Here is a 26647-nt window from a genome sequence, read left to right as displayed (position 1 = left end):
GCTTCAATTCCTTCTTCTAAAGAATGTATAGATACTCCAACTTTTTCATTTTGTATTTTTTCATACTTTAAAAATTCTCTAAAAGGTAAATGTAAATACTCCTCTTTATATTTTTTATAAATATCTATATTAGAATTTATTATAAGAGTGCAATCATCTTTTATCTTTTCTTTTATTTTCAAATATAACTTTTCAAACTCTTCATTTGATAAATCTTTTTCTCTTAAAATTATTTTCCCCACTTTTTTCTTAGACACTTCCTCAAGCCTGTTTAAAAATGCTTCTTCTGTTTTAAACATTTTTCTATTTGTTATAAGCCATTCCATTTAACTACATCCTCACCCAATCTTTAAATATAGGTTGATATCCACACTCTTTCAATAAATTCTTTACCTCTTCAACAGTACTCTCGTCACTTATGTCAAACTGCCCCGTTCCCTTTTCATTTAAAGTTCTTCCTCCAACTTCTGTACTCACTCCTGCACTCATCTTCGTTACCCCAAGTGGAACTAAGAATTTTCTAATTTCACTATTTTCTCTTGTTGTAATATTTAATCCACCTTGTGGATAGGATAACTTATACACAAGCATTGCTTGTACCAAATTTAAATCTGTAACATCTTTTATGTCAGAAAATCCACTAGCACAAGGTCTTATTCTTGGTGGTCCAAAAGAAAGTTCTAAATGTGGATATTTATTCATAAGATATCTTCCATGAAGAGCTGTAAAAAATACATCTTTTCTAAAGTCAGATAGTCCAAGTAACGCTCCCATTCCAATACTTCTCATTCCTGCAATTGCACCTCTTTCGGGTGCATCTAATCTAAATTTAAAATTCTTCTTAGGTCCTCTTATATGAACTCTATCATATACTTCCTCATCATAAGTTTCTTGATATATTGTAAGTCCATTAACACCTTCTTTAACTACTTCTTCATACCCTTCTATCTCCATTGGATAAATTTCAATTGTTATTGATGGAAATATATCCTTTAATATACTTACGCTTTCTTTTATATAACTTACAGGGGTATGATATTCACTTTCTCCTGTTAACAACAATAATTCTCTAAACCCCTCTTTTTTTATCTCTAAGGCTTCCCTTTCTATTTCTTCCATAGTAAGCTTTCTTCTTTCAATTTCATTTCCTACGCTATAGCCACAATATGCACATTTATTTATACAGTAATTTGATATATACATAGGTGTATATAATAAAACAGTTCGTCCACTATACCTCAATGTATTATCTCTTACTACAGTGGCCATTTCCTCTAAACATTCTTCAGCCTTTTTTGATATTAAATTTAATAAATCATATTCATCTAAATTTCTTTTCTCTAAGCTTCTTAAAACATCATCCTTACTTACATTTTTAAAATACTCATCAAAATTAAAATTTTTCCACTTCTCTAAAATACTATAAAAACTCATACTATCTCCCTAAAAATCCTGTAAGTGGTGAGGATGCCTTTCCTTTATTTTCTTTTGCTCCAAACTTTGATAAATATCCAAGCCTACCACCTTTAACTGCATATTTAAAGGCTTCTCCCATACTCCTTGGATTTTCTGATGATGCTATTGCTGTATTAACTAAACAAGCTGCCGCTCCCATTTCCATAGCTTCCATTGCTTGTGATGGCTTTCCTATTCCTGCATCTACTATTATAGGAATATCTAACTCATCTATCATAATTTGTATAAGTTCCTTTGTTCTAATCCCTCTATTACTTCCTATAGGTGCACCTAATGGCATTACTGCAGCTGCCCCTGCTTCTATAAGCCTTCTACCTGCATAAAGGTCTGGGCACATATAAGGAAGAACAACAAATCCTTCATCTGCCAATATTTTAGTTGCTTTTATTGTTTCTTCATTATCCGGCAAAAGATATTTTGAATCATTTATAACCTCTATTTTAATCCAATTTCCACATCCCATAGCTCTTGCTATTCTTGCTATCCTTATAGCCTCTTCTGCATTTCTTGCTCCTGATGTATTTGGCAATAATCTTACACCTTTAGGAATATTACTTAAAATATCCTCTTCTTTATTTTCTAAATCAACTCTTCTTAATGCTAAAGTTATTACTTCAGCTCCTGTACTTTCTAATACCTCTTTTATTAACTTATTTGATGGATACTTTCCTGTTCCTACAAAAAGTCTATTAGAAAGTTCTACTCCTCCAATTATTAACTTATCATTCATTAAACCTCATCCTCCCCTAATATAATTCTCATAACTGCATTTGACATATGTCCTGCACAAATAGAAACTCTTGGTGCCATAAGACCTTCTCCTTCTTTTGCTCCCTTTTCTAAATCTCCACAAATATAAACACGTCCAAATACTTTTCTCGTTTTAATATCATTACTTTTATAATATCCTGCCATTCCTGAGCCACAAATTAACTTCTTATTTTCTTTTCCTAATACATAATTAGTAAGCATTACCTTACTTTCTGGATTATCAAAAGCTTCAATAATTAGTTCTTCATCCTCTAAAATTTCTTCAATATTTTCTTCATCTATCTTTTCATTTATTTCTATAACTTTGACAAAAGGATTTATCTTCTTTAGATTTTCCTTTAAAGCCTTTACCTTTTCCATTCCAATATTCTCTACAAAATACTCTTGTCTATTTAGATTAGATGGCTCAACTATATCAAAATCTATTATTTTTATCTCTCCAACCCCAACTCTACACAAAGCAGTAGCCACATTTGACCCAAGTCCACCAGCTCCACATATAACTACTTTTGCCTTTTCTAGCTTTTCACTAATTACTGGAGTATGCCTTGCCCTCATTAATTCTTTAAGCTCTTCCTTTGTATAAGTTTCACCTCTTTTTATAAAAACAACCCTATCATTTTCTTTTACTCTTTTATCTTCATTTACTGGAAACCCATTTAAAATTACTATGTCTGCATCTCTCTTATACTTTTCTTTCAATTCATACAAAGTAGCTTCTTTTTCACTAGTCCACTTTTCATTTATTTTTATCTTCACTCTAACCTCCTCCAACAAATGCTATTATTTCAATTTCATCATCTTCTTTTAAAGTAACGTAATCAAAATCTTCCTTTATACAGATTTTTTTATTTATTTCCACAACGACTCTATCTCTATTTAATTCCTTTTCACTCAAAAATTCTGAAACTGTAATTTCATTTTCTAATAAAACTTCCTTCCCATTCACAAACACCCTTACCACCTCCTTAAAAATCCATAAAAAAAATAGAACTATCTTTAATTGCTAGTTCTAAAAATACTCTAAAGAATATATATTCTTTAGAAATATTGCTTCCCTACGTTAGTATTATCTAAATCAGGTATATTAGAGTTAGGATTTCTCCCTCTCAGCTTAAAAGCACCCCTAGCAAATTTTATTTATTTAATTATATTTTAATTTTACTATATTTTCCTTTTATTTACAACAAAATCCCACCTTTATAGATAAATGAATTTCGATTATTTTCTTTATCTACTTAGGTAGGATTTTATCATATATGAAAACTGTACTTCAGTTTATTATTTTAAAATAATCTTTTTATTTACGTCCATATTCCCATTAAAATTAAGAATCCTGGTATCCATGCTGTGAATATTCCTTCAAATATACTAAGCCATGGAGTAAATTTTCCAAGTGCTTTTCCCCAAAGAATTTCAATTGGTGCTGTAATCCATAGAACTCCCCACGCCCACCAAATGATTGCCATAAGTATGTTCCATATTCCACCTTCTCTCCATTGAAGAATTCCTGCTGGTATTGTTGTTATTGCAACAAATAATGAATACCATGCAAAAGTTCTTGTATCAAGATTAAAAATAGAATTTAATGCTATAAAAAGATATGTAAAACCAAATAAAAGTCCTGTTGCTGGTGCATAAAAATTAATTGAATTTGCAGGTGATTGCGCCTGGTCTATTATTAATGTTCCAAAGTTAACAACTATTGATAATGTTGCTGTTATTAAATTCATAATAGCTGTTGATTTTGGTGGTATCTTTGTAAGAGTCCCTAAACCATTAATCATAAGCACAAAACCTACATATAAAAGAACCGCTCCTAACATACTTTTTCCTCCTTATTCTATATCATATTTTTCATGTAAAAGAGATTGATCTAAACCTCTTTCTTGTTCTTCTTTAGAAACTCTAATAAAGCTTCCTCTATCTATTATTTTCATTATTATAAAGGTTAAAACAATTGAGTATATTGCAACTAAAACAGCTCCAAACAATTGTGTTAAAAACTGCTCCATACCTGCATTTACTCCATTAACTAATCGATTTGCTAACACCCCTATTAATACAGTTCCTATAAATCCACCCATTCCATGAACACCCCACACATCTAGAGCATCATCAAATCTTTTTTTAGCAAATTTAACACAGAAAAAACAAAATACTCCTGCAATTGCTCCAATCAATGTTGCTGAAAGTGGTGTCACGTATCCTGATGCTGGTGTTATAGTAGCAAGCCCTGCAACTGCACCTATTAATGGCTCTAAAAAAGAAAATCTTTTTTCTTCAATATAAGATACTATTGTCCAAACAATCATACCTGCTGCCCCTGCTACTCCTGTGTTAGTAAATACTATTGCTGCTGTTTCTGCTGCAGCTAAAGTTCCTCCTGCATTAAATCCAAACCATCCAAATAATAAAAGTGCTGCTCCAATTGCAACTAATCCTAGATTAAATGGTCCTTTTTCATTTGGTACTGCTCTTCTTCCCAGCACATATACTGCTACAAGTCCTGAGAAACCTGAACTTACATGAATTACTGTTCCTCCTGCAAAATCAACAAATCCCATTTTTGCAAGGAAGCCTCCTCCCCAAATCCAATGGGCAATTGGAAAATAAACTACTATCATCCAAATTATAAGAAATACTATCCAACCTCTTATGTTCATTCTATTTGCTATTGCCCCTGTCATTAATGGTAAAGTTATAATTGCAAACATCAATTGATACATAAAAAACATTAAAAATGGAATTGTTAATCCATAAGTTCTATTAACTACAAAATCTAAATTTTTAAAGGCAAAAAATTGTGTTGGATTTCCTATAAATCCACCTATATCATCCCCAAATACAAGACTAAAGCCTCCAAATATCCACATAAGTGTTACTACACCTATCGCTAAAAATACTTGTAGCATTATTGTAAGAGAATTCTTTCTTTCAACTAATCCACCATAAAAGAAAGCTAGCCCTGGAGTCATTATAAACACCAGTACTGTTGATAAGATTATAAATGCCACATTTCCATGTACTATTCCATCTAGCATAAAGTTCACCTCTTTTTAATACTTACGTATAGTTATAGGAAGAGAATTAAATAATTCTCTTCTTACAAAATCATGACATTTTACTATTACCTTTTCTATTTCTCCTGTCATATTTCCTATAACTCTAAGTATAAATCCATTTACCTCTAAGCCACTTATTCCATAGCTTAAATTTAAATCTATTTCTTCTATTTCTTTTCTTAAGTTCTCTATAAAATCTTTTGTAATTCTTCTATCTATTACTAGTAATGTTCCAAAATTTAAATATCCTTCTAAATATCCAATTTTATTAATATCATATTTTTCAGGTTCTAAAACTAAATTATCTAATAATACCAATTTGCTATCATAATACAAATTTGTTTTAAGAATTCCTCTTTTGTATTTAAAGTTTCCACCATCTGGTGACCATCCTGCTGTAATTCCGTCTGTATATATAAATGTACTATCTTTATGCATATAAATATCATTTACTTGCTTATACATTGCATTTCTATACAGAATTACTGGATCTGTTATATATTCTAAAACACTATTTTTTTCTAAATTTATATATGTTTCTTGATAAGTTTCTTTCATATTTTCACATTTATAAATTTTTGTTGATGCTTGAGTTGTTACAATTGCTCTTGCATCTTTTTTCACTTCTATAGTGTTTAAGAATTTTTCACCCTCAACATATCCACCTCCAATTTGAACTATAAAATATGTTGAAATTTCTTCCCTATCCAAGTGAAGTGTTGGTGAAACTCTCATTACTCCATCAAAAGCTCTTTTGGTTGTAATGGTCTTATCTCCACGTTTTTCTAAAACTAACTCAATATATCCATCAAAGTTTTCTCTTTTGGCTTTGCATTTCTGCATATTACATTCCCTCTAATAAACATTTATTCTTTATCCAGTTTATAACAAGGTTTATACCTTCATCAGTTTTAAGATTTGTGAAAATAAATGTGTTTTCTTTCCTAAAGTTAAGTGTATCCTTTCTCATAACTTCTAAATCTGCTCCAACATATGGTGCTAAATCTATTTTATTTATTATAAAAAGGTCACTCTTTATCATTCCTTGCCCTGCTTTTCTTGGAATTTTCTCTCCTTGTGCAACATCTATTATATAAATTGAAAAATCAACTAAATCTGGGCTAAATGTAGCTGCTAAGTTATCTCCTCCACTTTCTAAGAAAATAATATCTAAGTCATCAAACCTACTTTTCAATTCATCAACTGCTGCAAAGTTCATTGAAGCATCTTCTCTAATTGCAGTATGAGGACATCCACCTGTCTCAACTCCAATAACTCTGTCTTCTGGTAAAATCGAGTTTTTAACCATAAACTTTGCATCTTCTTTTGTATAAATATCATTAGTTATTACTGCACACTTATAATTTTCATTCATTTGTCTAGTAACTCTTTCTATTAAAAGTGTTTTTCCACTTCCAACAGGGCCACCAACACCTATAACTACTGGTCTCATAATTTATCACCTCATATAAAAATTTTATTATGACATAAACAATCTGAATATTAATGTTTCATGTTGAATTTGTGCAAGCTCTATTCCAGGAACATTTGCCCCAAACATTTCTTCCTCAAGCTCTTCTATTAATACACTAAGCTCAGAAAAGTTTTTAGCACATTCTTGTAAGAGAAGCTGCCCATCTTTTTGTCCAAGAGGGATTGTTCTTACTGCATTTTGTATTAAAGTAGATGCCGTACTATACATATAATATTGAATTGCAAATTTATAATCTATTCCAAGTTCATACATAAGTGTTCCAAAAACTATTGATGGATGCCCGAATACTTTTTTCTTTTTTATATCCTCTAGATATCTTTCTAATTTTTCTGACCTATATAAGTCTAAAAATAATTCAACCATTCTTCTTGCCACAAGTTTATTTCCATCCCTTGTTTCTTTCGCCATACACTGAACGGTTAATTTTCTATCTAATTCTATAATTTTAGCGTAATCCTCTTTTTCTAGTAATGGATATAGAATTTTAATTCCATATCCCTCACTATATAAAAATTGATTCCTAAAAAAAGTAGTTATCCATTCTCTGCAAGTTTCTGTATTTCTTATCCTATCATCTCTTAGATAGGTTTCCATTCCATATGAATGATTAAATGAACCAATTGGAAAATTTGAATCACATATTTGCATTACTTCTAATATTTTTAAGTTATCTTTAATGTCTATGCATGAAGTCAACATGTCTAAATGCCTCTTTTAACTCTAAATTTTCTCTCTTATAGTCTATTCCGTCCTTCTTAAGACCCTCTTCTACTACTGGGTCATACTGTATAATCATTTTTTCGTCCATAAATTGTGCTGGATGATGTTTATTTCCTATTTCATGTGCAATCTTACCCATTTCAGTCATACTTTTTGGTAAAATTACTAAGACATCTTCACTATTAACTTTTACTATAACAACGTTGTGTCCATCATTGAAAATAATATCTCCATCCTTAAGCTTTTCATCATTTTTTAATGTAATTCCATATTCTTTTCCATGATCTGATTCTGCTCTTATAATTCTTTTAAGCATATCTTCATTATCTAAATAAATTTTTTCTATATGACACCCTTCTATATTAGTGCTGTCTATATTTCCTAACACTTTATCTAATATCATCTCGTCTCTCCTTTATTTATATAATTTAGAATAAGTAATATCTTTGTGTTAATGGTAATGTTTCTGCTGGTTCACAAGTTGCAAGAACTCCATCAACTTTTACTTCATAAGTTTGTGGATCAACTTCAAGTTTTGGCATTTCAGCATTAAACTTCATATCTTTTTTAGTTAAGTTTCTAATTCCTTTTACAGGTAGAACTTGTTTTTCAAGACCTAATTTTTCTTTTATTCCATGCTCATATGCATATTGTGAAACGAATGTTACACATGTTCTTTGCATTGCTTTTCCATAATATCCAAACATATATCTTGGTATTTCTGGTTGACATGTTGGTATAGATGCATTTGCTTCTCCCATAATTGAGTTAAGTATCATACCACCTTTAATTACTATTTTAGGTTTTGCTCCAAAGAATGCTGGTTCATAAAGAACTAAATCTGCTATTTTCCCTTCTTCTACTGAACCTACATATGTGTCCATACCTTGTGCTATTGCAGGATTTATAGTGTATTTAGAAATATATCTTTTAACTCTGTTGTTATCAGAATCTTCTTTATCACCATCCATAACTCCTCTTTGAGTTTTCATTTTACTAGCAGTTTGCCAAGTTCTTGTTATAACCTCACCGATTCTTCCCATGGCCATTGTATCTGAACTCATCATACTAAATACTCCCATATCATGTAAGATATCTTCAGCTGCTATTGTTTGTTTTCTAATCCTTGAATCTGCAAAAGCAACGTCTTCTGCAACTTTATTATCTAAGTGATGACAAACCATAAGCATATCTAAATGTTCAGCAATTGTATTTTTTGTATATGGTTTTGTTGGGTTTGTTGATGCTGGTAAAATATTTGGGAATTGAGCCATTTTTAATATGTCTGGCGCATGCCCTCCTCCAGCTCCTTCAGTATGGAACGTATGCATAACTCTTCCTTTAATTGCATCTATTGTATGCTCAACAAATCCACCTTCATTTAATGTATCTGTATGAATTGATACTTGAATATCATATTTGTCAGCTGCTTGAAGTGAATATTCAATTGCAGACTTTGTAGCACCCCAGTCTTCATGAATTTTTAATCCACAAGCCCCTGCTTCAATTTGTTCTCCATTTACTTCAATATTTGCTCCACTACCTTTTCCTAAGAATCCCATATTTATTGGAAGTCCTTCTGCAGCTTCAATCATTTTTTCAATATTCCAAGCTCCTGGTGTGCAAGTTGTAGCGTTAGTTCCATCGTTTGGTCCTGTTCCTCCACCAACAATAGTTGTAATACCACCTTCTATTGCTACTCTTACTAAGTCTGGGCTAAGATAATGTACGTGTGTATCTATTCCTCCAGCAGTTAAGATTAATCCTTCTCCTGCTAAAGCCTCTGTACTAACTCCAACAATGAAATCAACATCATCCATTCCAAGTGGATTTCCACCTTTTCCTATGCATAATATTTTTCCATCTTTTATTCCTACATCTGCTTTATAAATTCCTGTGTAATCCACGATTGTTGCTCCTGTTATAATTAAATCAGCAACCTTTGGATTTTTTCTAGTTTCAATAGAGTTTTGCCCCATTCCATCTCTTAGTGACTTTCCTCCACCAAACTTACATTCATCTCCATATAGTGTTTTATCATCTTCAATTTCTATAAAAAGTTCTGTATCTCCTAATCTTATTTTGTCACCTTTTGTTGGTCCAAATAAGTCTTTATAACGCTTTCTATCTAACTCAAAACTCATTATTTACAAACCCCCTCATCTAAATATCCATCAACTTTATTATTTAAACCAAATACTCTTCTAACTCCTGCTATTGGAATTAAGCTAACTTCTTTTTCATCACCTGGCTCAAATCTTACCGCAGTTCCTGCTGGAATATCTAATCTTTTTCCATAAGATTTATCTCTATCAAATTTTAATCCACAGTTTACTTCATAAAAATGAAAATGTGAACCAACTTGAACTGGTCTGTCAGCTTCATTTTTTACTTTTATTTGTATAGCTTCTCTACCTTTGTTATATTCAATTGTTCCTTCACCTAACTTGATTTCTCCTGGTATCATTTTTTCTCCTCCTTCGTTTATTGAATTGGATCATGTACAGTAACTAACTTAGTTCCATCTGGGAATGTTACTTCTACTTGAACTGTATGAAGCATTTCTGGAATACCTTCCATTACCTGATCTCTTGTAAGAATTCCTCTTCCTTCATCCATTAAATCAGAAACACTTTTTCCGTCCCTAGCGCCTTCCATAATATCTGCTGTTATTATAGCTACAGATTCTGGATAATTTAGTTTTAATCCTCTATCCATTCTCTTCTTAGCTAAATCAGCCGCTACAACAATCATTAATTTTTCTTGTTCACGCATTGTAATTCTCAAAACTGATTCCTCCTAAAATTTAATTTTCAAAAACATTTGTATATATTCCCATACATTTATTTTTCCTAAATACTTTCCCCTATTTTTTTGTCCTTTATTCATAAAAAAGAAGAGTAAAAAATTTTACTCTTCTTACTCTTCTTATAATTCTGATTGTTCAAACAATCCTTCTACTTTTTTTTCTGTGGTATTTGTAAATACTTTCATTAACCCAATTCCTATAAATATAACTAAAAATATACTTAATGCAAAAAAGTCTGTACCTACTTTGCTCCAATCTGCTCCTCCAATAGCTTCTCTAAATCCATCTATTGAATAAGTAAATGGCCATAAAAATTCTATTTTTTGTAAAAATGCTGGATTAACTTCTATTGGATATATTGCTCCTGATCCTGCAACTTGCATTACCATTATTACAAGGGCTCCTGCTTTACCAAAGTTTCCATTTAATGATGCTAATGTGAATATTATTACTGTAAACACTATTCCTGAAAACCATGCAAATGCAAACAGTAATGGGATATTAGCTGGTTTAATTCCTATTAATAAAATATCTCCTGCTGTTACTATTGTTGCTTGAACGAAGTTTATCAATAAGAATAAAAGCATTTTTCCAAAATGAATACTTAATATTCCTTTTCCTGTAGTATCATCTTCTTCCTTATCATTTGCACTTAATATTGTTGTACATAAAAGTGCTCCAACCCAAATTGATAATACTGTATAAAATGGTGCAAGCCCAACTCCAAATATAGACATTCCATATAACTCTTGTACATTCATCCCTACTGGAGATGCTAAAAGGCTTGATAATTGTTCAGGGTTTTTATTTAATATATTAACAATATTATTTAATGAATCATTATTTAACTTATTTGTTTGTTTTTCTAAATTAGTTAATGTTCCTTGTAAATTATCCAACTTTCCTTTAAGTTCATTTGCCTTATCTGATGTTAAATTGCTAGATGATATTCCTAAATTAGCAATTTGATTTAATGTTGGTATTAACTCTTTGCTTGATTGTAACATTCCATCAACGTTGTTTAAGCTATTTTGTAAATTTTCTGAAATACTAGAAATATCATTACTTATATTATTAGAGTAGCTATTTACAAAGTCATTTATTCCATTTGTTATTTCATTTGATAGGTTTGAAATACTATCTAATTTACTATTTATAACATTAAAATCTACTCCATTTGTGTTACTTAAATAAGTATCTAATGCTTCTAATTCTCCTATTTGATTATCTAACACACCACTTAAGGAGTCTAATTTATTCTTTAGATTTGATATATTAGTATTTGGAGAAATTTTATTTAAGTTTCCAAGTATATTAGATGCCTCATTTATAAGACTACTTAAATTCTTTTTATTTTTTATAGCATTTTGTATTATATTTTTATCTTTATTTATTTGATCTTTTGTTAGCCCTTTAGAATTTTCAATATCCTTTGTATCATTTTTAGCTATTCCAAGACCTTCTTTTGCTCCATTTAAAGCACTGTTATTTATACTCTCTTGTGTCTTTATAGTTTCTTTTAAATTATCTATAAATGTATTTGCTGAATTATTTGTATTTTGAATACTACTATTCAACGAATTTAAATTTTGTTCTATTGATGTAATATTATCTTTAGTTTGCTGGATTAAGTACTTACTAGCACCTACAACACTCTGTAAATTATTTATTCCATCTTCTATTTTAGGAATTCCATCCTTTACTTGTGATAAATAATTTGCAAGTTCTCCTGTGCTTCCACTTACACTTCCTATATTATTTATTATGCTTTGTACATTGCTATTTGTTGTACTCACAACATTTTTTAAATTTAATATAAGTGGTTCATTTTCTTTTATATTTTTTCCTAATGTATTTCCCGCATCTAGTATAACTTTATTTACACTATCAAAAAATGTTTGTTTTATTTGATTTTGTAATCCTGTTACTGCTAAATCTGATATCTTAGTTGCAATTGCATTTGTCTTTTCATTTACTCTGTAAATTAAATCTGGCTTCACTGGATTTCCTGTTGATATAGTTCTTAATTTTTCTGAGAAATCACTTGGAATAATAATTTCTGCATAATATTCTCCTGTCTTTAAGCCTTCATCTCCTACCTTTTTCCCCACAACAGTCCATTTCATAGAATTATTATTATTTAATTGTGTAACTGTTTGATTTCCAAAGTTAACTATTTGATTATTTATTATAGTTCCCTTATCTTCATTAACTACGGCAATAGGAACATTTCCTGTATCTACGTAAGGATTCCAATTTGCTTTAAGAGTAATCCATGTATATAACGATGGTATTATACAAAGACCAATTACAATTCCTAATGCAACTTTATTTTTTATTAGTCTTTTTAAGTCTTTTTTAAATATTTTAAATACCCTCATGGTTTTTCTCCTTAATTATTCCGCAAGTCCTGATTCCTTAAATCTGTGCTCAAACTTAGCGAATATATTATTTGATTTTGGTTTCACAAAATACCCTATCAATATAAATACTATAGCGAATATTATAAGTGCTACTATATCTTTTATTGTATTTGGCCAGTATGCTCCTCCAATTGCCTCTCTCATTAAGTCTACTCCATATGGGAAAGGTACAAAAGGTTCTATTATTCTAAAGAATAATGGCATAGCTTGAACTGGATATGTTCCACCTGTTCCTGATAATTGAACTACCATAAGTACAATACATATTGCATCTCCAATATGTCCAAAAATAGATAATAAAGTAAACATTATTATTGCAAAAGTTATTGATGTAACTAATGAACCCAGTATAAAAAGTGGTAAATTCATTACTTGTACTCCAACTAAAAACTTTGCTCCAATAGTTATTATTAATGACTGAATTATAGCTAGAAATACAAAAGTTAACATTTTACCATAATGTCTTTCTCTTATAGTCATTAGTTCAAATTCATCTCTTTCTGGTGGCTCTGTTTTTAAGATTGAGCCTGCAATTAACATTCCTACCCAAAATGCTAATACACTATATACTGGAGTCATACCTGAACCATAATTTGCAACTGGATAAATTGATTCTTGCTTAAAATTAAATGGATTTTGAGCATAATCTCCCATTACTATTGGGTTTCCTTGTAATACTCCAATAATTTGACCAATATTATTATCGCTAATATTTTGTAACTTATTACTTAATTCATTTATCATTCCCTTATATTGATTTAAATAATTATATAAATTCTCACTAGTCTGAGTTGCAGTATTTGTCATATTTGCACCATCATTTAATATATTTTGAATTTTACTATTTAAATTTTGGGTATTTTGAATTAAGCTAGTAGCATTATTTGTAGCTTCCACCATTCCATTCATAATAGTATTAATAGCTGCATTACCTCCATTATTATAGTTAGATAATACATTGTTTATTGAATCGTTTATCATATTTACACTATTTTGAATAGATTGAATACCTGCTTGTGTAAGGTCTCCACCACTATTAACTGTATTTTTTAAATTTTCTACCTGAGTATTTAATAGGTTGTTTGCGTTATTTAAACTGTCTATTAACGCATTTAAATTTGCATTATTCTTATCCTTGTTTATACTATTTAAGAAATTTAAAGTCGTACTTATGTTTTTCTGGATTGATTCTGTCGTAGTCTGTATTTGATTTAATAACTCTTTATTATTTCCACCAGAAAGACTTTGTGATAAATTACCTACTGTGTTTGCTAAATTTTTAGCACTATTTAAATTTACTCCTATATTAGAAATTGTGTCATTTAAAATACCTTTAGTATTTTCCATGTTTTGTCCAATATTCTGAGTGTTAGTTTGCATTGCTGATAAACTTGAATTTAAAGCTGGTGCTATACTTTTTAAATTGTCTAAATAAGCATTTAATGTACTTGCACTATTCCCTGCATTTTTAATTCCATTCATTACAGTGTCTATATTCTCATTCAAGTCTATTATTGCATTTTTTAAATTTATTATTTCAGTTTTATTTTCATTTGCTTTTTTACCATAAATATTTAATTTATCAAATGCTTTTTCTGATAATGTTGACATAATACTATCTTGTATTTGTGCTAAAAGTGTTTGCTCAGCAACTTCTGTTATTTTATTTGCAACTGGTCCTGCTTTTGTGTCAACTTTATATGTAAGTTCTGGTTTCTTTGGATTATTTGTTGCAAGTGAACTTAAATCCTTTGAAAAATCTTTTGGAATTACAAGCTCTGCAAAGTACTTTCCACTTGAAAGACCTATATTTGCTTCATTTTCACTTACAAAATTCCAATCAAGAGTCTTATTTGTTTTTAAATTGTCTACTATGCTATTTCCTACATTAAGTTCTTCACTTCCAACCTTTGTTCCTGTATCTTCATTTACTATTGCTATTGGAACTGTTCCTGTGTTGCTATATGCATCCCAACAAGCAATAACATTCACAAAGGAATATAATGATGGTACTATACACAGTCCTCCAATTATTATTATTGCTATTGGATTTTTTACCATACCTTTTAAATCTCTAAAAAAGACTTTCAATGCATTTTTCACTCTTTTCACCTCCATTAAAATTTACTTTCTCCTAATTCTGCTACAATACATAATTATACCAAAGCAATTTCTTAAAAACTATATTGTTCATTTAAATTTTGACTAAAAGTCATATTTTATTAATTAAATACTTTATTAATATTATTTATATGTTTTTTACTTTATATGCAAAAAAAGTCCTAATCAAAGGACTTTTTTAAAAAATAAGTTAATTTTAAATTGTCTAATTCGTTATCTTTTACATAATTCAGTATCTCTGCTGCATAATTTTTATTGTGACTTATTATCTTTGATAGCTTTTGCATTATCAAAATATTTTCATCTATATTTTTACTACTATAAACTCTAAATAGTATATATCTAACTATAAGCATTATAAACCCATCAAATATTGATTCAATTTCTGAAAATGGAAATAAACTTGAAAACATATAATTTACAAGATAATTTTCTAAAACTATTTCATCAAAATTCTCTTCTTTTTTTTTCTCCCTTAATAACTCTTTTGTTTTATTTATTAAAATTATACTATCAGTATTTTTTTCTACTTCTAAAAATTTTATTATTATTTGAAGAAATTCAGCTTTATCCACTGTTTTATCTCCCCTAATCTTATATTCTATAAATTCATATTCCTCTATGTATTTTTTTAAATCTTTTTCACCTATTTCATATACTTCTTCCACATCTTTTATAAAATATCCTAAGTTAATAATTCTCTTATCTAAATCTAAACTTCTATTTTTAATTATTTCTAAGCTTTTCCTTCTAATTTCTGAAAAGAATTCAACTGATAGCCAATTAAACTTTTCACTTGTATCAATTTTGTTCCAAATTATAGATTTTCCTAACTCTTCATCACTTTCAGCAAATGTTATCTCTTCTCTTCTTAATATCATTTCTGCTGCATGAGGACATGAAATATCTAAGGATATTTCATAAATATCATCAACCTTATTTAAAATCCTTGGAAAACTTGTGCATACATTACCTAAATACTCTTCCCCAAGCTCTTTATAAATCTTGCAGTAACTATCTACATCTAAAAATGGACATTTCTTTTCCTTATTTAAAAGGATTTTTGCATAATCTATCGTTTCATCAATAACCTTTAAATTTACTTCTATATTTTTTTCTAATTCACTTTTTATTTCCCTATCATCACTTACATTTTTATATTGATTAAATGTAAATTTATCTACCTCAATTTCCCATCCTACACAACAAATATCAGTACATTTTTTTCCTATACAGTTAAACTCCTTAAAATATTTTGGATATCTTAACTTTATCATTTCCCCCATTTTTAACTCCTTTCTTCTTTCAAAAAGCTCCTAATTTCTTCTATAGTTTCATTTTTATTTATTATATTTAAATGATTAGATTTTTTTATCTCTATAATTTTTGAATTTTTAATAAATCTGCTTATTTCTATACTATGTTTTAATTTTATAACATCATTTCTAGCACATAGAACAAGCACCTTATTTTTTATTTTTTCTAAATCCTTTTTTTCTATCCCAATATCTTTAACCATTAGTTCTGCTATAAGGGCTTTCCCCTTAAATTTTTTATGGCATAAACCTAATATTTTTAGTAAATTTATATACAATTTTATAATTATTGTCCCCCATAATTTTAGTCCTTCTGCTTTATAATTTCCTGAAATTAAAACTACTTTATCTATCTCATCCCCATATTTTTTACACATCACCATACTTATATTTGCTCCATCACTAAATCCTATAATACATGGTTTCTTTAGCTTTTTCACCTTAAAAAACTCTGTAAAATCCTTAGCGAATAACTCTATACTTAAAACCTTTTTTCCAATTTCACTCTTTCCATGTCCTCTTGTATCTATACCTATAACATGGTGTTCCTTTGATAATTCTAAAAAAAGCTTTTTAAATGATGTAGTATTCATTCCATTACCATGAAAAATAACTATAACCTTTTCTTTTCCCCTCCCTTTTTCGTAATACTGTAATTTTACATCAGAAATCTTTATTTTTCCACAAGTAACCTCTTTCATACTCTAACCTCCTCCCCCTTTTAACTTCTACTAAAGTATATACCTTTAAATTTTAAAGTAAAAAGAAGTTATTTTTTTCAATAACTTCTTTTATCTACTATCTTAATCTTCAAGCATTATTTCTAATATTTCTTTATCTGTTTCTTTCATTCCTTCTTTTCCAAGTCTTCCAACAGCTACAATAGTATCCTCAATTGTATCTTTTACAATCCCTGTTAAAGGATTATATGCTTGATTTACCATTGCTAAATGATGACTCATCATTGCTGCATCTAAGCTAGTAGCTATTTTAGCTGCACAAGAAGCCTTAGCACCATCACAAACTATACCTGAAATATTTGCAAGAGTATTAGTCACAGTTTTATTTATTTGTTCTAAAGTACCACCCTTTAAATATGTTATAGCTGCACCACTTGCACATCCTGCACTTACTGCACCACAAAATGCTGATAATCTTCCTATTCCTGTTTTTTGGTGAATTGTCATTAGGTTAGCAAATACTAATCCTCTGTATAACTGTTCTTCTGATAAATTATTTTCTGTGCAATATACTATTACAGGTATTGATGATGTCATTCCTTGATTTCCTGACCCTGAGTTAGTCATTACAGGAAGAGAACTTCCACTCATTCTTGCTTCTGAAGCTGCTGCTGCATAAGCTTTTAATTTTGTTTCTATTGTGTCAGGATAACTTTCTAATATTACTTTTCCTATTCCTATTCCATAAGTTCCCTTAAGCCCTTCTTCTGCAATAGTTATATTATATTTTATTTGAGTATCTAAGATTTCTTTAATCTCCTCTAAAGGAACTGTATTTGCATATTCATAAATTTGTTCTACTGAAAGAATTCCTCTATCTACAAATACACCTAAATATTTATCTGCATCTTCTACTGCTTTAAAAATATCTTTACCATTTTTCGTTTCTCTAACAATATTATTATGTGCAAATTTTATTTCTACTTCACTGCTATCCTCTCCTGAGAAAGCTTTTACGATTAAATGTAATTGAACTTCTGTATCTAAAAGATTTACAACACAGTAATCTCCCTCCACAAGCTCCTTAGCTTTTTTAATACTTTCTTCATCTACTTCATTTATTACTTCTAATTCCTTATCTGCTTTTCCTGCAAGTACACCTATAATAGCACTTGCCTTTATTCCAATTAAGTTTCCTGTATTAGGAACAGTAACACACTTTGCATTTTTAACTATATTCCCACTACATAAAACTTGGATTCTCTCTGGCATTGTACCTAAAATCTCTCTTGCTTTTGCACTTGCATAAGCTATTGCTATAGGTTCTGTACACCCCATAGCTGGGACTAATTCTTCTTTTAATATTTTTAGATAATCTCTATATGTACTCTTGTCCATCATCTCTATTCACCTATCTCTTTCTCTTTTCTATAATGATTATAACAAAAATTTCAGGCTATCAAAAAGTTATTTTTTTCTTTTTGATAGCCTGATTATCTTAATTATCTAATTTTACCTAATTATCATTTTCTAGGCTTCTTTTTAATATAATTAATTTTATTTTTTCAAAACTTATATTATTATTAACCTTTTCTTTTATTGGTGATAGCTTTGAAAATCCTATTTCTGAACCTATTTCTAATACTTCTTTTTCTTCCTCTTCAGTAAAGAATCCACTAAAATCTATTTTGAAATCTAACTGTTCTACATCTGCTATATAAGTTTGTATATGGCCACATATAGTTCCTACTGTTAAATTTCGTTCTTTAGTGGTCTCTTCAAGAGTTTTTCCTTCTCTAAGCATATTTACACTGGTTTCATAAGATTTTTCTTTTTCCGTTACTTTTCTTTTTTTACCTTCCTTCTTTTCTACTGGAAGCTTTATATCATTTTCAATTTTAAAGCTAACTTCTATATTTTTTTCATTTACATAAGCATTTATTTTTTCTAAGAATAGGTCTGCATATTTTTCTATTTTCTTTTCACCAACACCACTAACATCAAGCATTTGCTGTTTATTTAAAGGCATTCTTGTACTCAATTCTTTTAATGTGTTATCACCAAATACAACATATGGTGGAACTCCTTCTTTTTCTGCAATTTCCATTCTTAATGCTCTTAAAATACTAAATAACTCATTATCAGTTTTAAGCTTAACTGCCTTTTTAACTTCTTTAAATAAAACTTTTTCCTCACCTTTAATAATCCTTAAGGAGTTTTTATTCGGTGTTACAACAGGGAATTCGCCTCCATAATTTATATACCCATGAGATATCAATGTATTTATAAAATCCTTTAGCTCATCTTTTGTATAATCTTTTACTATTCCATAAGTAGTTAGCTTATCTAAACCCTGATCTATAAGCTTTTTATTTTTAGAACCCCGTAATACTTCAACTATAACACCAATTCCAAATGGTCTTTTCATTCTATACACACAAGAAATTACCTTTTGAGCATCTACTGTTTTATCTATCATTTCACCTTCAAAAAGACAATTACTACAATTTTCACATTCCTTTTCTTTTTCTTCTCCAAAATAATTTAAAATATATTTTTTATAGCATCCATTTGAATAAACTAAATCTATCATACTTTGAAGCTTTTCTAATTCATTTCTTTTTCTAAATGGATTTTGTGTTCCTGTTTCTATAATATACTTTTGAGTTTGAACATCCCCTGGTGAAAATAAAAGAATACATTCTGATTTTTCTCCATCTCTTCCTGCTCTTCCAATCTCTTGATAATATCCCTCAATGTTCTTAGGCATATTATAATGAAACACATATCTTACATCTGGTTTATCAATCCCCATCCCAAATGCATTTGTTGCAACCATAACATCTGCTCTATCATATATAAAATCTTCTTGATTCTTTTTTCTTTCAATATCTGAAAGTCCTGCATGATAGCTTAAAGCATTTATTCCATTGCTCTTTAAAAGGTCACATAGCTTATCTACATCTTTTCTTGTAGAGCAATAGATTATTCCACTTTCTCCTTTATTAGCTTCTATATAATCTAATATATAAATATTTTTACTAATACCTTTTTCAACAGTTATTTTTAAATTTTCACGATCAAAGCCTGATATAAATATTTTAGGATTCTGTAATTTAAGGCTCTCTAAAATATCATCACGTACTTCTTTAGTTGCTGTTGCTGTAAAGGCTGTTACAACAGGCCTTTTAGGCATAGCCTCTATAAATGTAGCTATTCTTTTATAACTACTTCTAAAATCATGTCCCCACTGTGACACACAATGTGCTTCATCTATAGCTATTTGACTGACATTTAAAGCTTTTATAATATTAAGAAACTCCATTCCTTCAAGTCTTTCAGGTGCAACATAAAGAATTTTAATTTCTCCTGTATTTATTCTAAAATAAACCTCTTGAATTTCAATATTTGAAAGACTTGAGTTTATATATGCACTTTCTATTCCTAATGCATTTAAAGAATCTACCTGGTCTTTCATAAGTGATATTAAAGGGGAAATTACTATTGTTAATCCATCTAATGCAATAGCTGGCACTTGGTAACAAAGAGATTTTCCTCCCCCTGTTGGCATTATTGCTAGAACATCACTTCCATTTATTATTTCATTTATTATTTTTTCTTGCCCATCTCTAAAGCTTTTATATCCGTAATATTTACTTAAAATTTCATATATATCCTTCAAAATAATTCTCCTTTTCTTATAAATTATATCCCTTCCTTTATTCTCTATACTTAAGTATTATATTTATTTCATTTTAACTGAACCTCCCACGACTAAAGTCGTGGGGTTCTTGGTCAATAACACTAATGTGTTAAGTTTCACCAAGCTAACCCCGTAGTTCCTACGGTTCTTATATATGTTATCTATTTAAAACATTTATTAGTCTTATTCCTTCATTTAAAATATTTATACTTGCGTTAATATCTCTTTGATGATGCGTGTAACAACAAGGACAATCCCACTCTCTTATACTTAGATTTTTAACTTCCTCATTTTTATATCCACATTTATTACATAATTGAGAACTTGCAAAAAACTTATCTACCTTCATAATCTTTCTCTCGTACCAATTAGCTTTATATTCTAACTGTCTAACAAACTCTGACCATGATACATCAGCAATAGAAAAAGCTAGCTTATGATTCTTAACCATATTCTTAATCTGCAAATCTTCTATGCAAATAATATCATTTTCTTTTATTAAATTGGTAGATAACTTTTGCAGAAAATCCTTTCTTTGATTAGCTACACGCTCTTGAAGTCTTGCTACTTTTAATCTTGCTTTATTTCTATTTGAACTACCAATTGTTTTTCTTGATAATCCTCTTTGCAATTTAGCAAGTTTGTTTAAAGACTTTCTAAGATGCTTTGGATTTTCTATAAATTCTCCATCACTTGAGATACAAAATTCTTTAATTCCTAAATCTAATCCTATACTATTATTAGTTTTTTCAAATGGATTAATATCTATATCAGTACAACATATAGATACATAATATTTTCCACTAGGTTCTTTAGATACTGTTGCATTAAGTATTCTTCCTTGTGGTATTTGCTTATCTCTTATTTTTACTATTCCAAGTTTAGGCAACTTTATATGTTTACCACAATATTCAATATTTCCATTTGTAAAATTAGTTCTATATGAAAATCTATTAGTTTTTTTAGATTTAAATTTAGGAAAACCTATCTTTTCTTTAAAGAATTTTTTATACGCATTTTCTAAATCCTTTAAGGAATTTTGTAGCGAAAATTTATCTGGATCTTTTAACCATTCTAATTCTTTTTTTAGACTAGTTAATTCTGAACTACATTGCTTATAAGTAAAAGTTTCTTTATTATTTTCATAAATTTCTATTTTTTTAGCAAGATACTTGTTATATACAAATCTTACACAACCAAAAGTTTTATTAATTAACTTTTCTTGTTCTTTATTTGGATATATTCTAAACTTATAAGCCTTTTCCACTACAATTCACCTTCCTTAACGTGTTTTTTGATTTCATATTAGCATACGCAATTGGTTAATTCAAATATTTGAAAGTATTTTAAGACTATTTTTAAACAACATATGTAAGAACCGTAGTTCTTAGTCGTATTAGAGGTTGTCGTTCACTATAACTCGCTACCGTCATAGCAGTTCTCTTATAAACTTCTTATGCTTTCACATAAGCACAGACTATATCTTCACCCTCACCATTATGTACTAGGGGCTACCCACTTCCACTACCAATAGCTTGTAGTGTACTTCCCTCAAGAGGAATAGTCGTTGAACTTTACCTTTCGGTCTTAGCTACTGATTGTCGATTGTAACTCCACTTAGGTTTTAACCTTATGGTATACACATTATTTTTTCTGATTTCTCAACATTCACACTTATAGCATTTAAGCTATTATGTTGTAGTTAATGTGCCTTTACGCGTTTCCAGCAGTTCAAGTAGTATTGGGTAAGGTTCCCTCCCTCTACATACAGATTTCTCTATATACTGACTCTTTGCCTACTAACTCATCACTAAAGTAACGAGTTTGCGTAGGCAGTTAATCAACTATATTTACGAAAAAAGAGACTAGCCTCTGCTAATCTCTATCTTTTTCTAAGACCTTTGTCCATTATTTTTTTATAAATATAATAAATATATGGTTCCTTCTCTACATATTTATGCAATTGATTTATTTCAATCCATTTAACTCCACTATTTTCATCAAGCTTTGCTCGAACCTCTTCTTCTTCACTACATTCAAAAAGATATGCTATGTTCAAATGAAGATGTGGTGATATATAGACACCATTTTTTGTATGTCCTCCAACAGGAATTGAATCAAGTGACATTATTTCTTCTGATAATAACTTTGCTTCTTTTATACCCGTTTCCTCTTTTAATTCTTTTAATGCTACTTTTAAAAAATCTTCTTCACCATCCATATGTCCGCCAGTCCAAGCCCACGTATTATATATATTGTGATAAATCATAAGGGTTTTGGTTCTATCCTTATTTACAACAAATGCTGATGCTGTAAAATGACACACTACATTTCTCCTTGTAAGTGTGTCTTCAAAATTTTCCATACATCGCATAAACAAAACCTTATCCTTCATTTCTTGCTCATTGATAGGTGTATATTTTTTTATTATTTCTCTATGTCCCAATGAAAATCCCCCCTCTTTTTTTTCATCTTATTATATATCAAAAATCTTATTTGTTCACTATTTTTTAAAAAAGCTACCTAAAAAATAGGTAGCTTCTTATAAAGGTTTTTAGGATTTTTTGTATGTTATCTGTATTTCTATTATATTTCCCTACTCCTTTTAAGTAAAATATTTATTTTTTATATATCATATTAATTCTACTTATATATCAATATTTGTATTTTTTAATTTTCTCTATTCAATATATAATTCATAAGTTCCTTTAAGAACTCTGTGTTTCTATTTACATTTTTAAGAGACTCTATTGCTAAATTATAATACTCAAAAAGTTGTTTTGAAGCTTCTTCATATCCTAATACAGTTACAAAGGTTGAAGTATTATTTTTTTCATCTACTTTTGCTTCTTTTAAAGAGTCTTCTCCTCCAGTGCTATCTAATAAATCATCCTTGATTTGAAATGCTATTCCTGCATACTTTGAAAACTCTTTTAAATATTTTTTTTCATTATCAGATGCATTTCCTAATATAGCTGGCATTAAAATTGATGCTTCAAATGCTATTCCTGTTTTATAAAAGCATATTTCCTCTAACTCTTCTTTATTTAATTTTTTCCCTTTTGAATTTAAATCCATTTCTTGTCCTATACACATTTTCTTTATAGCCTCAGCAGAATATCTTATAATTTCTAAAATATTTTCACTTTCAAATCCCTTTAAAGAAGCTTGTTCAAATATTCCTTGCTCTATTAAAAAAAGACTGCTTAATTCACCTGTTGCTACATCAAATTTTTTATGAACCGTTTCCCTTCCTCTTCTTTTATTTGAGTTATCCTGACTTGGTAAATCATCTAATATTAATGATGCTGTATGCATATATTCTAAAGATTTTATTAATGGCTTTAGGCTTTCTTTACTTAAACCATATCCTTCAGTTCCAATTATCCATGCTATAATTGGTCTTAATCTTTTTCCTTCTCCTTCTAAACTATAATTTGCACCATCTAAAACTCTACTTTCCATACCATCTATTTTTATAAATGAATTTATTTCTTTCTTCATTTCTTTTATTTTTCTTTTAAATTCATTTTTTTTCTCTTTTTCTTTTTCTAAACTTTCTTTTATATTATCTCTCAATAATTTATCATAAAAATCTACATCTATAGCTTTCTCAACCATTTTATCAATAAGCATATATAATTCTTTATCATCTATCATTATCTTTTTCATAGTCTCACTATACTTGTCTTCTTTCACTCTAGCTTTAAATCTTTTTAGACTATTTATAGCTCTTGATAAAATGATATCCTTTGTTTTCTCATCATTTTTATATACTTTGTGTATTAAAAAATATATTACTACAAAGTATAAATTAAAAGGATTTATTACATCTTCATCATTTTTATTTTTTATATAATAGGTATAGGGTGTAAGACTATTTCTCTTATAATCTTCATCCATGTCTGTAAAATCATCTGCAAGTTGATTATATATTCCATAATAAAACATGTTGCTTTCAAATGAATATCCTTCTTTAGAATTTAAAACTGCTGGAACTATTAGTCTTGAAGAGGCTGATTTTAAGATTATTGCTATAAAAATTTCTTCATTATCATATTTGAAATTTAAATCTTTTTTTCTGTCTTCTTCTTGTGAGTTGAAAAAGATATATGAAAGATTTAAGAAAGCCTCTACACTCTTTTCATTTTGATTACTTTTTATATACTCAAACCCTTCCTTAAGCTCTGAATGTATAAATCTTATAAGCTTTTCATTTTCACCAGACCATTCTCCAAGTTCTGCTACTTCACCTTTAATAAGAGTTTCTCTTATTATATTTGCATACTTCTTTTCTTCTTCTAACGATAGTATTTTAGAGTCAAAAAGGTCATCTATAAAAGGATATGTTAATCCATAAGCATATCCAAGTCTTATGCTTTTTTCTATATCCTCTTTTCTATTTTCAGTAGCCTCATCCTCTCTGTACATTATTACACCAAGAATAATCTTAATTATCTTTCTTATTGATTCACCTTTATCCATTCCTTTCGGAATATTTTTAGCCACTTTCTTTATTTTATCTATAAGCCAAATTACTGTATCTTCTACACCTTCTTCCTTTGCTTTTTTGTAAAGTTCACCAAGCTCTATTCCTTCTTCTTTATCACTTTTTATATTCTTCTTTATATTTTCTATTGCCTTGTTTATACTTCTTTTCTCTTCTTCCTTGTAAATATCTTTTCCTAAATCTCGCATATAGATATATGCTACACTTCGCTCTAAATAATAATCTAATTTTCCCCTCTTATCTAAAAACTCTAAATATCGTCTTGAATTTTTAGTATCTACTCTAGCTAGTTTCTCTAAAGTCTTATTAAATACTCTATTCTTTACTAAATGCCTATCTCCCCATTTTTCTAAATCATCAATTAAAGGCTTTACATATTCTTTACTTTCTAGAATTCTTATTAGTTCATTATAATATTTAGAACTATATTCTTTTGCTCTTAAGTATTCATTTTTAGCATTATCCTCTCTACTCTTCATTTTTTACCCCTATCATAATTCTATAATTCTATTAATATGGCTATTTTTTAAATTTTAGCACTTTATGCAAAAAAGACTGCTATAATTAGCAGCCTAAATTAATCTTATTTACTTTTTATACTTCTATAAAGTCCGTATGATGAGTTTATTAAAAATCCTACACTAACAGCTATAGTTAAATATAAGCCAATCCCTAAACTCTCTGTATGTCCTGGAACTTTACTTACTGTACTATATAATATAATCATAAATATTGATATAAATCCTGACGTACCAATCCCTATTATATCTAAAATTATGTTTACTACTTTTCTTCCAAATATCTTTAATATTCCAAGTACTAGTAAAATTATAAATGGAACTAATACCACTATAGCACCTAATGCAAGTCCACTTTGAGCTGCCCCCTCTATTCCCTCTATTCCATGTATCTTAACCCAATCTAATGATACTCCTAAAGTTCCTAGCATAAATAAAACCAATGTTATCTTTAAGTGTATAGTTAACTTTTTACCAATTTCTAAGCTTCTTTTTTCATCTTTTCCACTATCTAATGCATCACTATTTACTTCTGCACCACAACCTGTGCAAAATATAGCATCTTTTTTCATCTCTTTTCCACATTTATCACAAACCACAATACAAGCCCCCTTTTCTTACCATAAATATATCACATTTCGATTTCGTTTACAAATAAGACATATTTATTCTAAGCAATGCATATGTTCTTTTGCTTCATTTCCCTCTACCAAATAAGATTGTCCTTTTGAGCAAAATATGGATGTACTTGTATATTCTATATCTGCATTTTTATTGTAGCTTATTTCTTCTATTACTTCTTCTTCATTATGACAATAATCATAGCTTTCAAAAACCATATTTAAACTTCCTTTTCCATGAGTAAAGCTTATAAAATCTAAAGGATAATCCATAAAAGTTTTAACAGGTCCTCTTCCCTTAATTCTTATTATCTCTTCATTTAAATGCTCTGGTGGATTAAACTCTCCATACATCTTTTGAATGTCTGCCATAATTCTGCCTAAATGCTCTACATTTGCTGATATTGAAAATTTATAATA

Annotated in this window: 24 protein-coding genes, 1 pseudogene and 1 riboswitch; all 25 genes and pseudogenes read right to left on the bottom strand. The window is 29.1% G+C overall.

Going from position 1 to position 26647, the window contains the following annotated elements; genetic code table 11:
* Positions 1-326 (bottom strand): thiamine phosphate synthase (locus tag ACRC28_RS02530; protein ID WP_438541885.1); only part of this gene is annotated, 326 nt, incomplete at its 3' end.
* A gap of 4 nt (positions 327-330) precedes the next feature.
* Complete coding sequence (thiH, locus tag ACRC28_RS02525) at positions 331-1434, bottom strand: 2-iminoacetate synthase ThiH (RefSeq protein WP_438541884.1); 1104 nt, start codon at positions 1432-1434, stop codon at positions 331-333.
* Between the two features lies 1 nt (position 1435).
* Positions 1436-2206: a thiazole synthase gene (locus ACRC28_RS02520; RefSeq protein WP_438541883.1), complete on the bottom strand. Its 771-nt coding sequence runs from the start codon at positions 2204-2206 to the stop codon at positions 1436-1438.
* On the bottom strand, positions 2206-3006 hold the full coding sequence (gene thiF / locus ACRC28_RS02515; RefSeq protein WP_438541882.1) for a sulfur carrier protein ThiS adenylyltransferase ThiF: 801 nt from the start codon (positions 3004-3006) through the stop codon (positions 2206-2208). Before thiF ends, ACRC28_RS02520 begins: the two co-directional genes overlap by 1 nt.
* 1 nt (position 3007) lies before the next feature.
* Complete coding sequence (gene thiS / locus ACRC28_RS02510) at positions 3008-3202, bottom strand: sulfur carrier protein ThiS (RefSeq protein ID WP_438541881.1); 195 nt, start codon at positions 3200-3202, stop codon at positions 3008-3010.
* An 83-nt stretch (positions 3203-3285) separates the two neighbouring features.
* Positions 3286-3385: riboswitch (TPP riboswitch) on the bottom strand.
* 166 nt (positions 3386-3551) lie between these two features.
* Complete coding sequence (locus ACRC28_RS02505) at positions 3552-4073, bottom strand: AmiS/UreI family transporter (RefSeq protein ID WP_438541880.1); 522 nt, start codon at positions 4071-4073, stop codon at positions 3552-3554.
* Positions 4074-4085: 12 nt separating this feature from the next.
* A complete protein-coding gene (locus ACRC28_RS02500; RefSeq protein ID WP_438541879.1) occupies positions 4086-5291 on the bottom strand; it encodes an ammonium transporter in 1206 nt (401 codons plus the stop codon).
* A 15-nt stretch (positions 5292-5306) separates the two neighbouring features.
* Entirely contained in the window at positions 5307-6155 is an 849-nt protein-coding gene (locus ACRC28_RS02495; RefSeq protein ID WP_438541878.1) for an urease accessory protein UreD, read from the bottom strand.
* 1 nt (position 6156) lies between these two features.
* Entirely contained in the window at positions 6157-6765 is a 609-nt protein-coding gene (ureG, locus tag ACRC28_RS02490; protein ID WP_438541877.1) for an urease accessory protein UreG, read from the bottom strand.
* A 27-nt stretch (positions 6766-6792) separates the two neighbouring features.
* Positions 6793-7506, bottom strand: a complete 714-nt coding sequence (locus tag ACRC28_RS02485) for an urease accessory protein UreF (RefSeq protein WP_438541876.1) — start codon at positions 7504-7506, stop codon at positions 6793-6795.
* Positions 7481-7930, bottom strand: a complete 450-nt coding sequence (locus ACRC28_RS02480; protein ID WP_438541875.1) for an urease accessory protein UreE — start codon at positions 7928-7930, stop codon at positions 7481-7483. Before ACRC28_RS02480 ends, ACRC28_RS02485 begins: the two co-directional genes overlap by 26 nt.
* A 25-nt stretch (positions 7931-7955) precedes the next feature.
* Positions 7956-9671, bottom strand: a complete 1716-nt coding sequence (ureC, locus tag ACRC28_RS02475; protein ID WP_438541874.1) for an urease subunit alpha — start codon at positions 9669-9671, stop codon at positions 7956-7958.
* Positions 9671-9994 (bottom strand): urease subunit beta, encoded by a 324-nt coding sequence (locus ACRC28_RS02470; protein ID WP_438541873.1) that lies wholly within the window; start codon positions 9992-9994, stop codon positions 9671-9673. Before ACRC28_RS02470 ends, ureC begins: the two co-directional genes overlap by 1 nt.
* Positions 9995-10011: 17 nt before the next feature.
* Positions 10012-10314: an urease subunit gamma gene (locus tag ACRC28_RS02465; protein WP_438541872.1), complete on the bottom strand. Its 303-nt coding sequence runs from the start codon at positions 10312-10314 to the stop codon at positions 10012-10014.
* 141 nt (positions 10315-10455) lie between these two features.
* Positions 10456-12717: a YhgE/Pip family protein gene (locus tag ACRC28_RS02460; protein ID WP_438541871.1), complete on the bottom strand. Its 2262-nt coding sequence runs from the start codon at positions 12715-12717 to the stop codon at positions 10456-10458.
* Between the two features lie 15 nt (positions 12718-12732).
* Complete coding sequence (locus tag ACRC28_RS02455) at positions 12733-14862, bottom strand: YhgE/Pip family protein (RefSeq protein ID WP_438541870.1); 2130 nt, start codon at positions 14860-14862, stop codon at positions 12733-12735.
* 179 nt (positions 14863-15041) lie between these two features.
* Complete coding sequence (gene fliB / locus ACRC28_RS02450) at positions 15042-16166, bottom strand: flagellin lysine-N-methylase (protein WP_438541869.1); 1125 nt, start codon at positions 16164-16166, stop codon at positions 15042-15044.
* 2 nt (positions 16167-16168) lie between these two features.
* A complete protein-coding gene (locus ACRC28_RS02445; RefSeq protein WP_438541868.1) occupies positions 16169-16897 on the bottom strand; it encodes an alpha/beta fold hydrolase in 729 nt (242 codons plus the stop codon).
* A gap of 102 nt (positions 16898-16999) precedes the next feature.
* Positions 17000-18274 carry an L-cysteine desulfidase family protein gene (locus tag ACRC28_RS02440; RefSeq protein ID WP_438541886.1) on the bottom strand — a complete coding sequence of 425 codons (1275 nt, stop codon included), beginning with the start codon at positions 18272-18274 and terminating at the stop codon, positions 17000-17002.
* A 118-nt stretch (positions 18275-18392) separates the two neighbouring features.
* Positions 18393-20558 (bottom strand): DNA helicase RecQ, encoded by a 2166-nt coding sequence (gene recQ, locus ACRC28_RS02435; protein ID WP_438541867.1) that lies wholly within the window; start codon positions 20556-20558, stop codon positions 18393-18395.
* Positions 20559-20736: 178 nt separating this feature from the next.
* Positions 20737-21846 (bottom strand): IS200/IS605 family element RNA-guided endonuclease TnpB, encoded by a 1110-nt coding sequence (gene tnpB / locus ACRC28_RS02430; protein WP_438541866.1) that lies wholly within the window; start codon positions 21844-21846, stop codon positions 20737-20739.
* Positions 21847-22461: 615 nt separating this feature from the next.
* Positions 22462-23025, bottom strand: coding sequence for an NUDIX hydrolase (locus ACRC28_RS02425; RefSeq protein ID WP_438541865.1), 564 nt, complete (start codon positions 23023-23025; stop codon positions 22462-22464).
* Positions 23026-23249: 224 nt separating this feature from the next.
* Positions 23250-25568, bottom strand: coding sequence for a polyprenyl synthetase family protein (locus ACRC28_RS02420; RefSeq protein WP_438541864.1), 2319 nt, complete (start codon positions 25566-25568; stop codon positions 23250-23252).
* 104 nt (positions 25569-25672) lie between these two features.
* Positions 25673-26206, bottom strand: a complete 534-nt coding sequence (locus ACRC28_RS02415; RefSeq protein ID WP_438541863.1) for a zinc ribbon domain-containing protein — start codon at positions 26204-26206, stop codon at positions 25673-25675.
* Between the two features lie 66 nt (positions 26207-26272).
* Positions 26273-26647, bottom strand: a pseudogene (locus tag ACRC28_RS02410) (elongation factor G); the annotation flags it as partial.

The organism is Clostridium sp., assembly GCF_051650885.1.
Classification (GTDB): domain Bacteria; phylum Bacillota; class Clostridia; order Clostridiales; family Clostridiaceae; genus Clostridium.
The sequence above is the reverse complement of the archived record's forward strand: the minus strand, read 5'-3'. Positions and strand labels throughout refer to the sequence as shown.

Bases quoted from the DNA above. Each gene is read 5' to 3' on its own strand.
- ACRC28_RS02440 (WP_438541886.1), bottom strand. From the start codon at position 18,274: ATGGACAAGAGTACATATAGAGATTATCTAAAAATATTAAAAGAAGAA.
- thiH (WP_438541884.1), bottom strand. From the start codon at position 1,434: ATGAGTTTTTATAGTATTTTAGAGAAGTGGAAAAATTTTAATTTTGAT.
- ACRC28_RS02485 (WP_438541876.1), bottom strand. From the start codon at position 7,506: ATGTTGACTTCATGCATAGACATTAAAGATAACTTAAAAATATTAGAA.
- fliB (WP_438541869.1), bottom strand. From the start codon at position 16,166: ATGGGGGAAATGATAAAGTTAAGATATCCAAAATATTTTAAGGAGTTT.
- ureG (WP_438541877.1), bottom strand. From the start codon at position 6,765: ATGAGACCAGTAGTTATAGGTGTTGGTGGCCCTGTTGGAAGTGGAAAA.
- ACRC28_RS02480 (WP_438541875.1), bottom strand. From the start codon at position 7,930: ATGATATTAGATAAAGTGTTAGGAAATATAGACAGCACTAATATAGAA.
- ACRC28_RS02520 (WP_438541883.1), bottom strand. From the start codon at position 2,206: ATGAATGATAAGTTAATAATTGGAGGAGTAGAACTTTCTAATAGACTT.
- ACRC28_RS02460 (WP_438541871.1), bottom strand. From the start codon at position 12,717: ATGAGGGTATTTAAAATATTTAAAAAAGACTTAAAAAGACTAATAAAA.
- ACRC28_RS02445 (WP_438541868.1), bottom strand. From the start codon at position 16,897: ATGAAAGAGGTTACTTGTGGAAAAATAAAGATTTCTGATGTAAAATTA.
- ureC (WP_438541874.1), bottom strand. From the start codon at position 9,671: ATGAGTTTTGAGTTAGATAGAAAGCGTTATAAAGACTTATTTGGACCA.
- ACRC28_RS02500 (WP_438541879.1), bottom strand. From the start codon at position 5,291: ATGCTAGATGGAATAGTACATGGAAATGTGGCATTTATAATCTTATCA.
- ACRC28_RS02495 (WP_438541878.1), bottom strand. From the start codon at position 6,155: ATGCAGAAATGCAAAGCCAAAAGAGAAAACTTTGATGGATATATTGAG.
- ACRC28_RS02470 (WP_438541873.1), bottom strand. From the start codon at position 9,994: ATGATACCAGGAGAAATCAAGTTAGGTGAAGGAACAATTGAATATAAC.
- ACRC28_RS02420 (WP_438541864.1), bottom strand. From the start codon at position 25,568: ATGAAGAGTAGAGAGGATAATGCTAAAAATGAATACTTAAGAGCAAAA.
- ACRC28_RS02505 (WP_438541880.1), bottom strand. From the start codon at position 4,073: ATGTTAGGAGCGGTTCTTTTATATGTAGGTTTTGTGCTTATGATTAAT.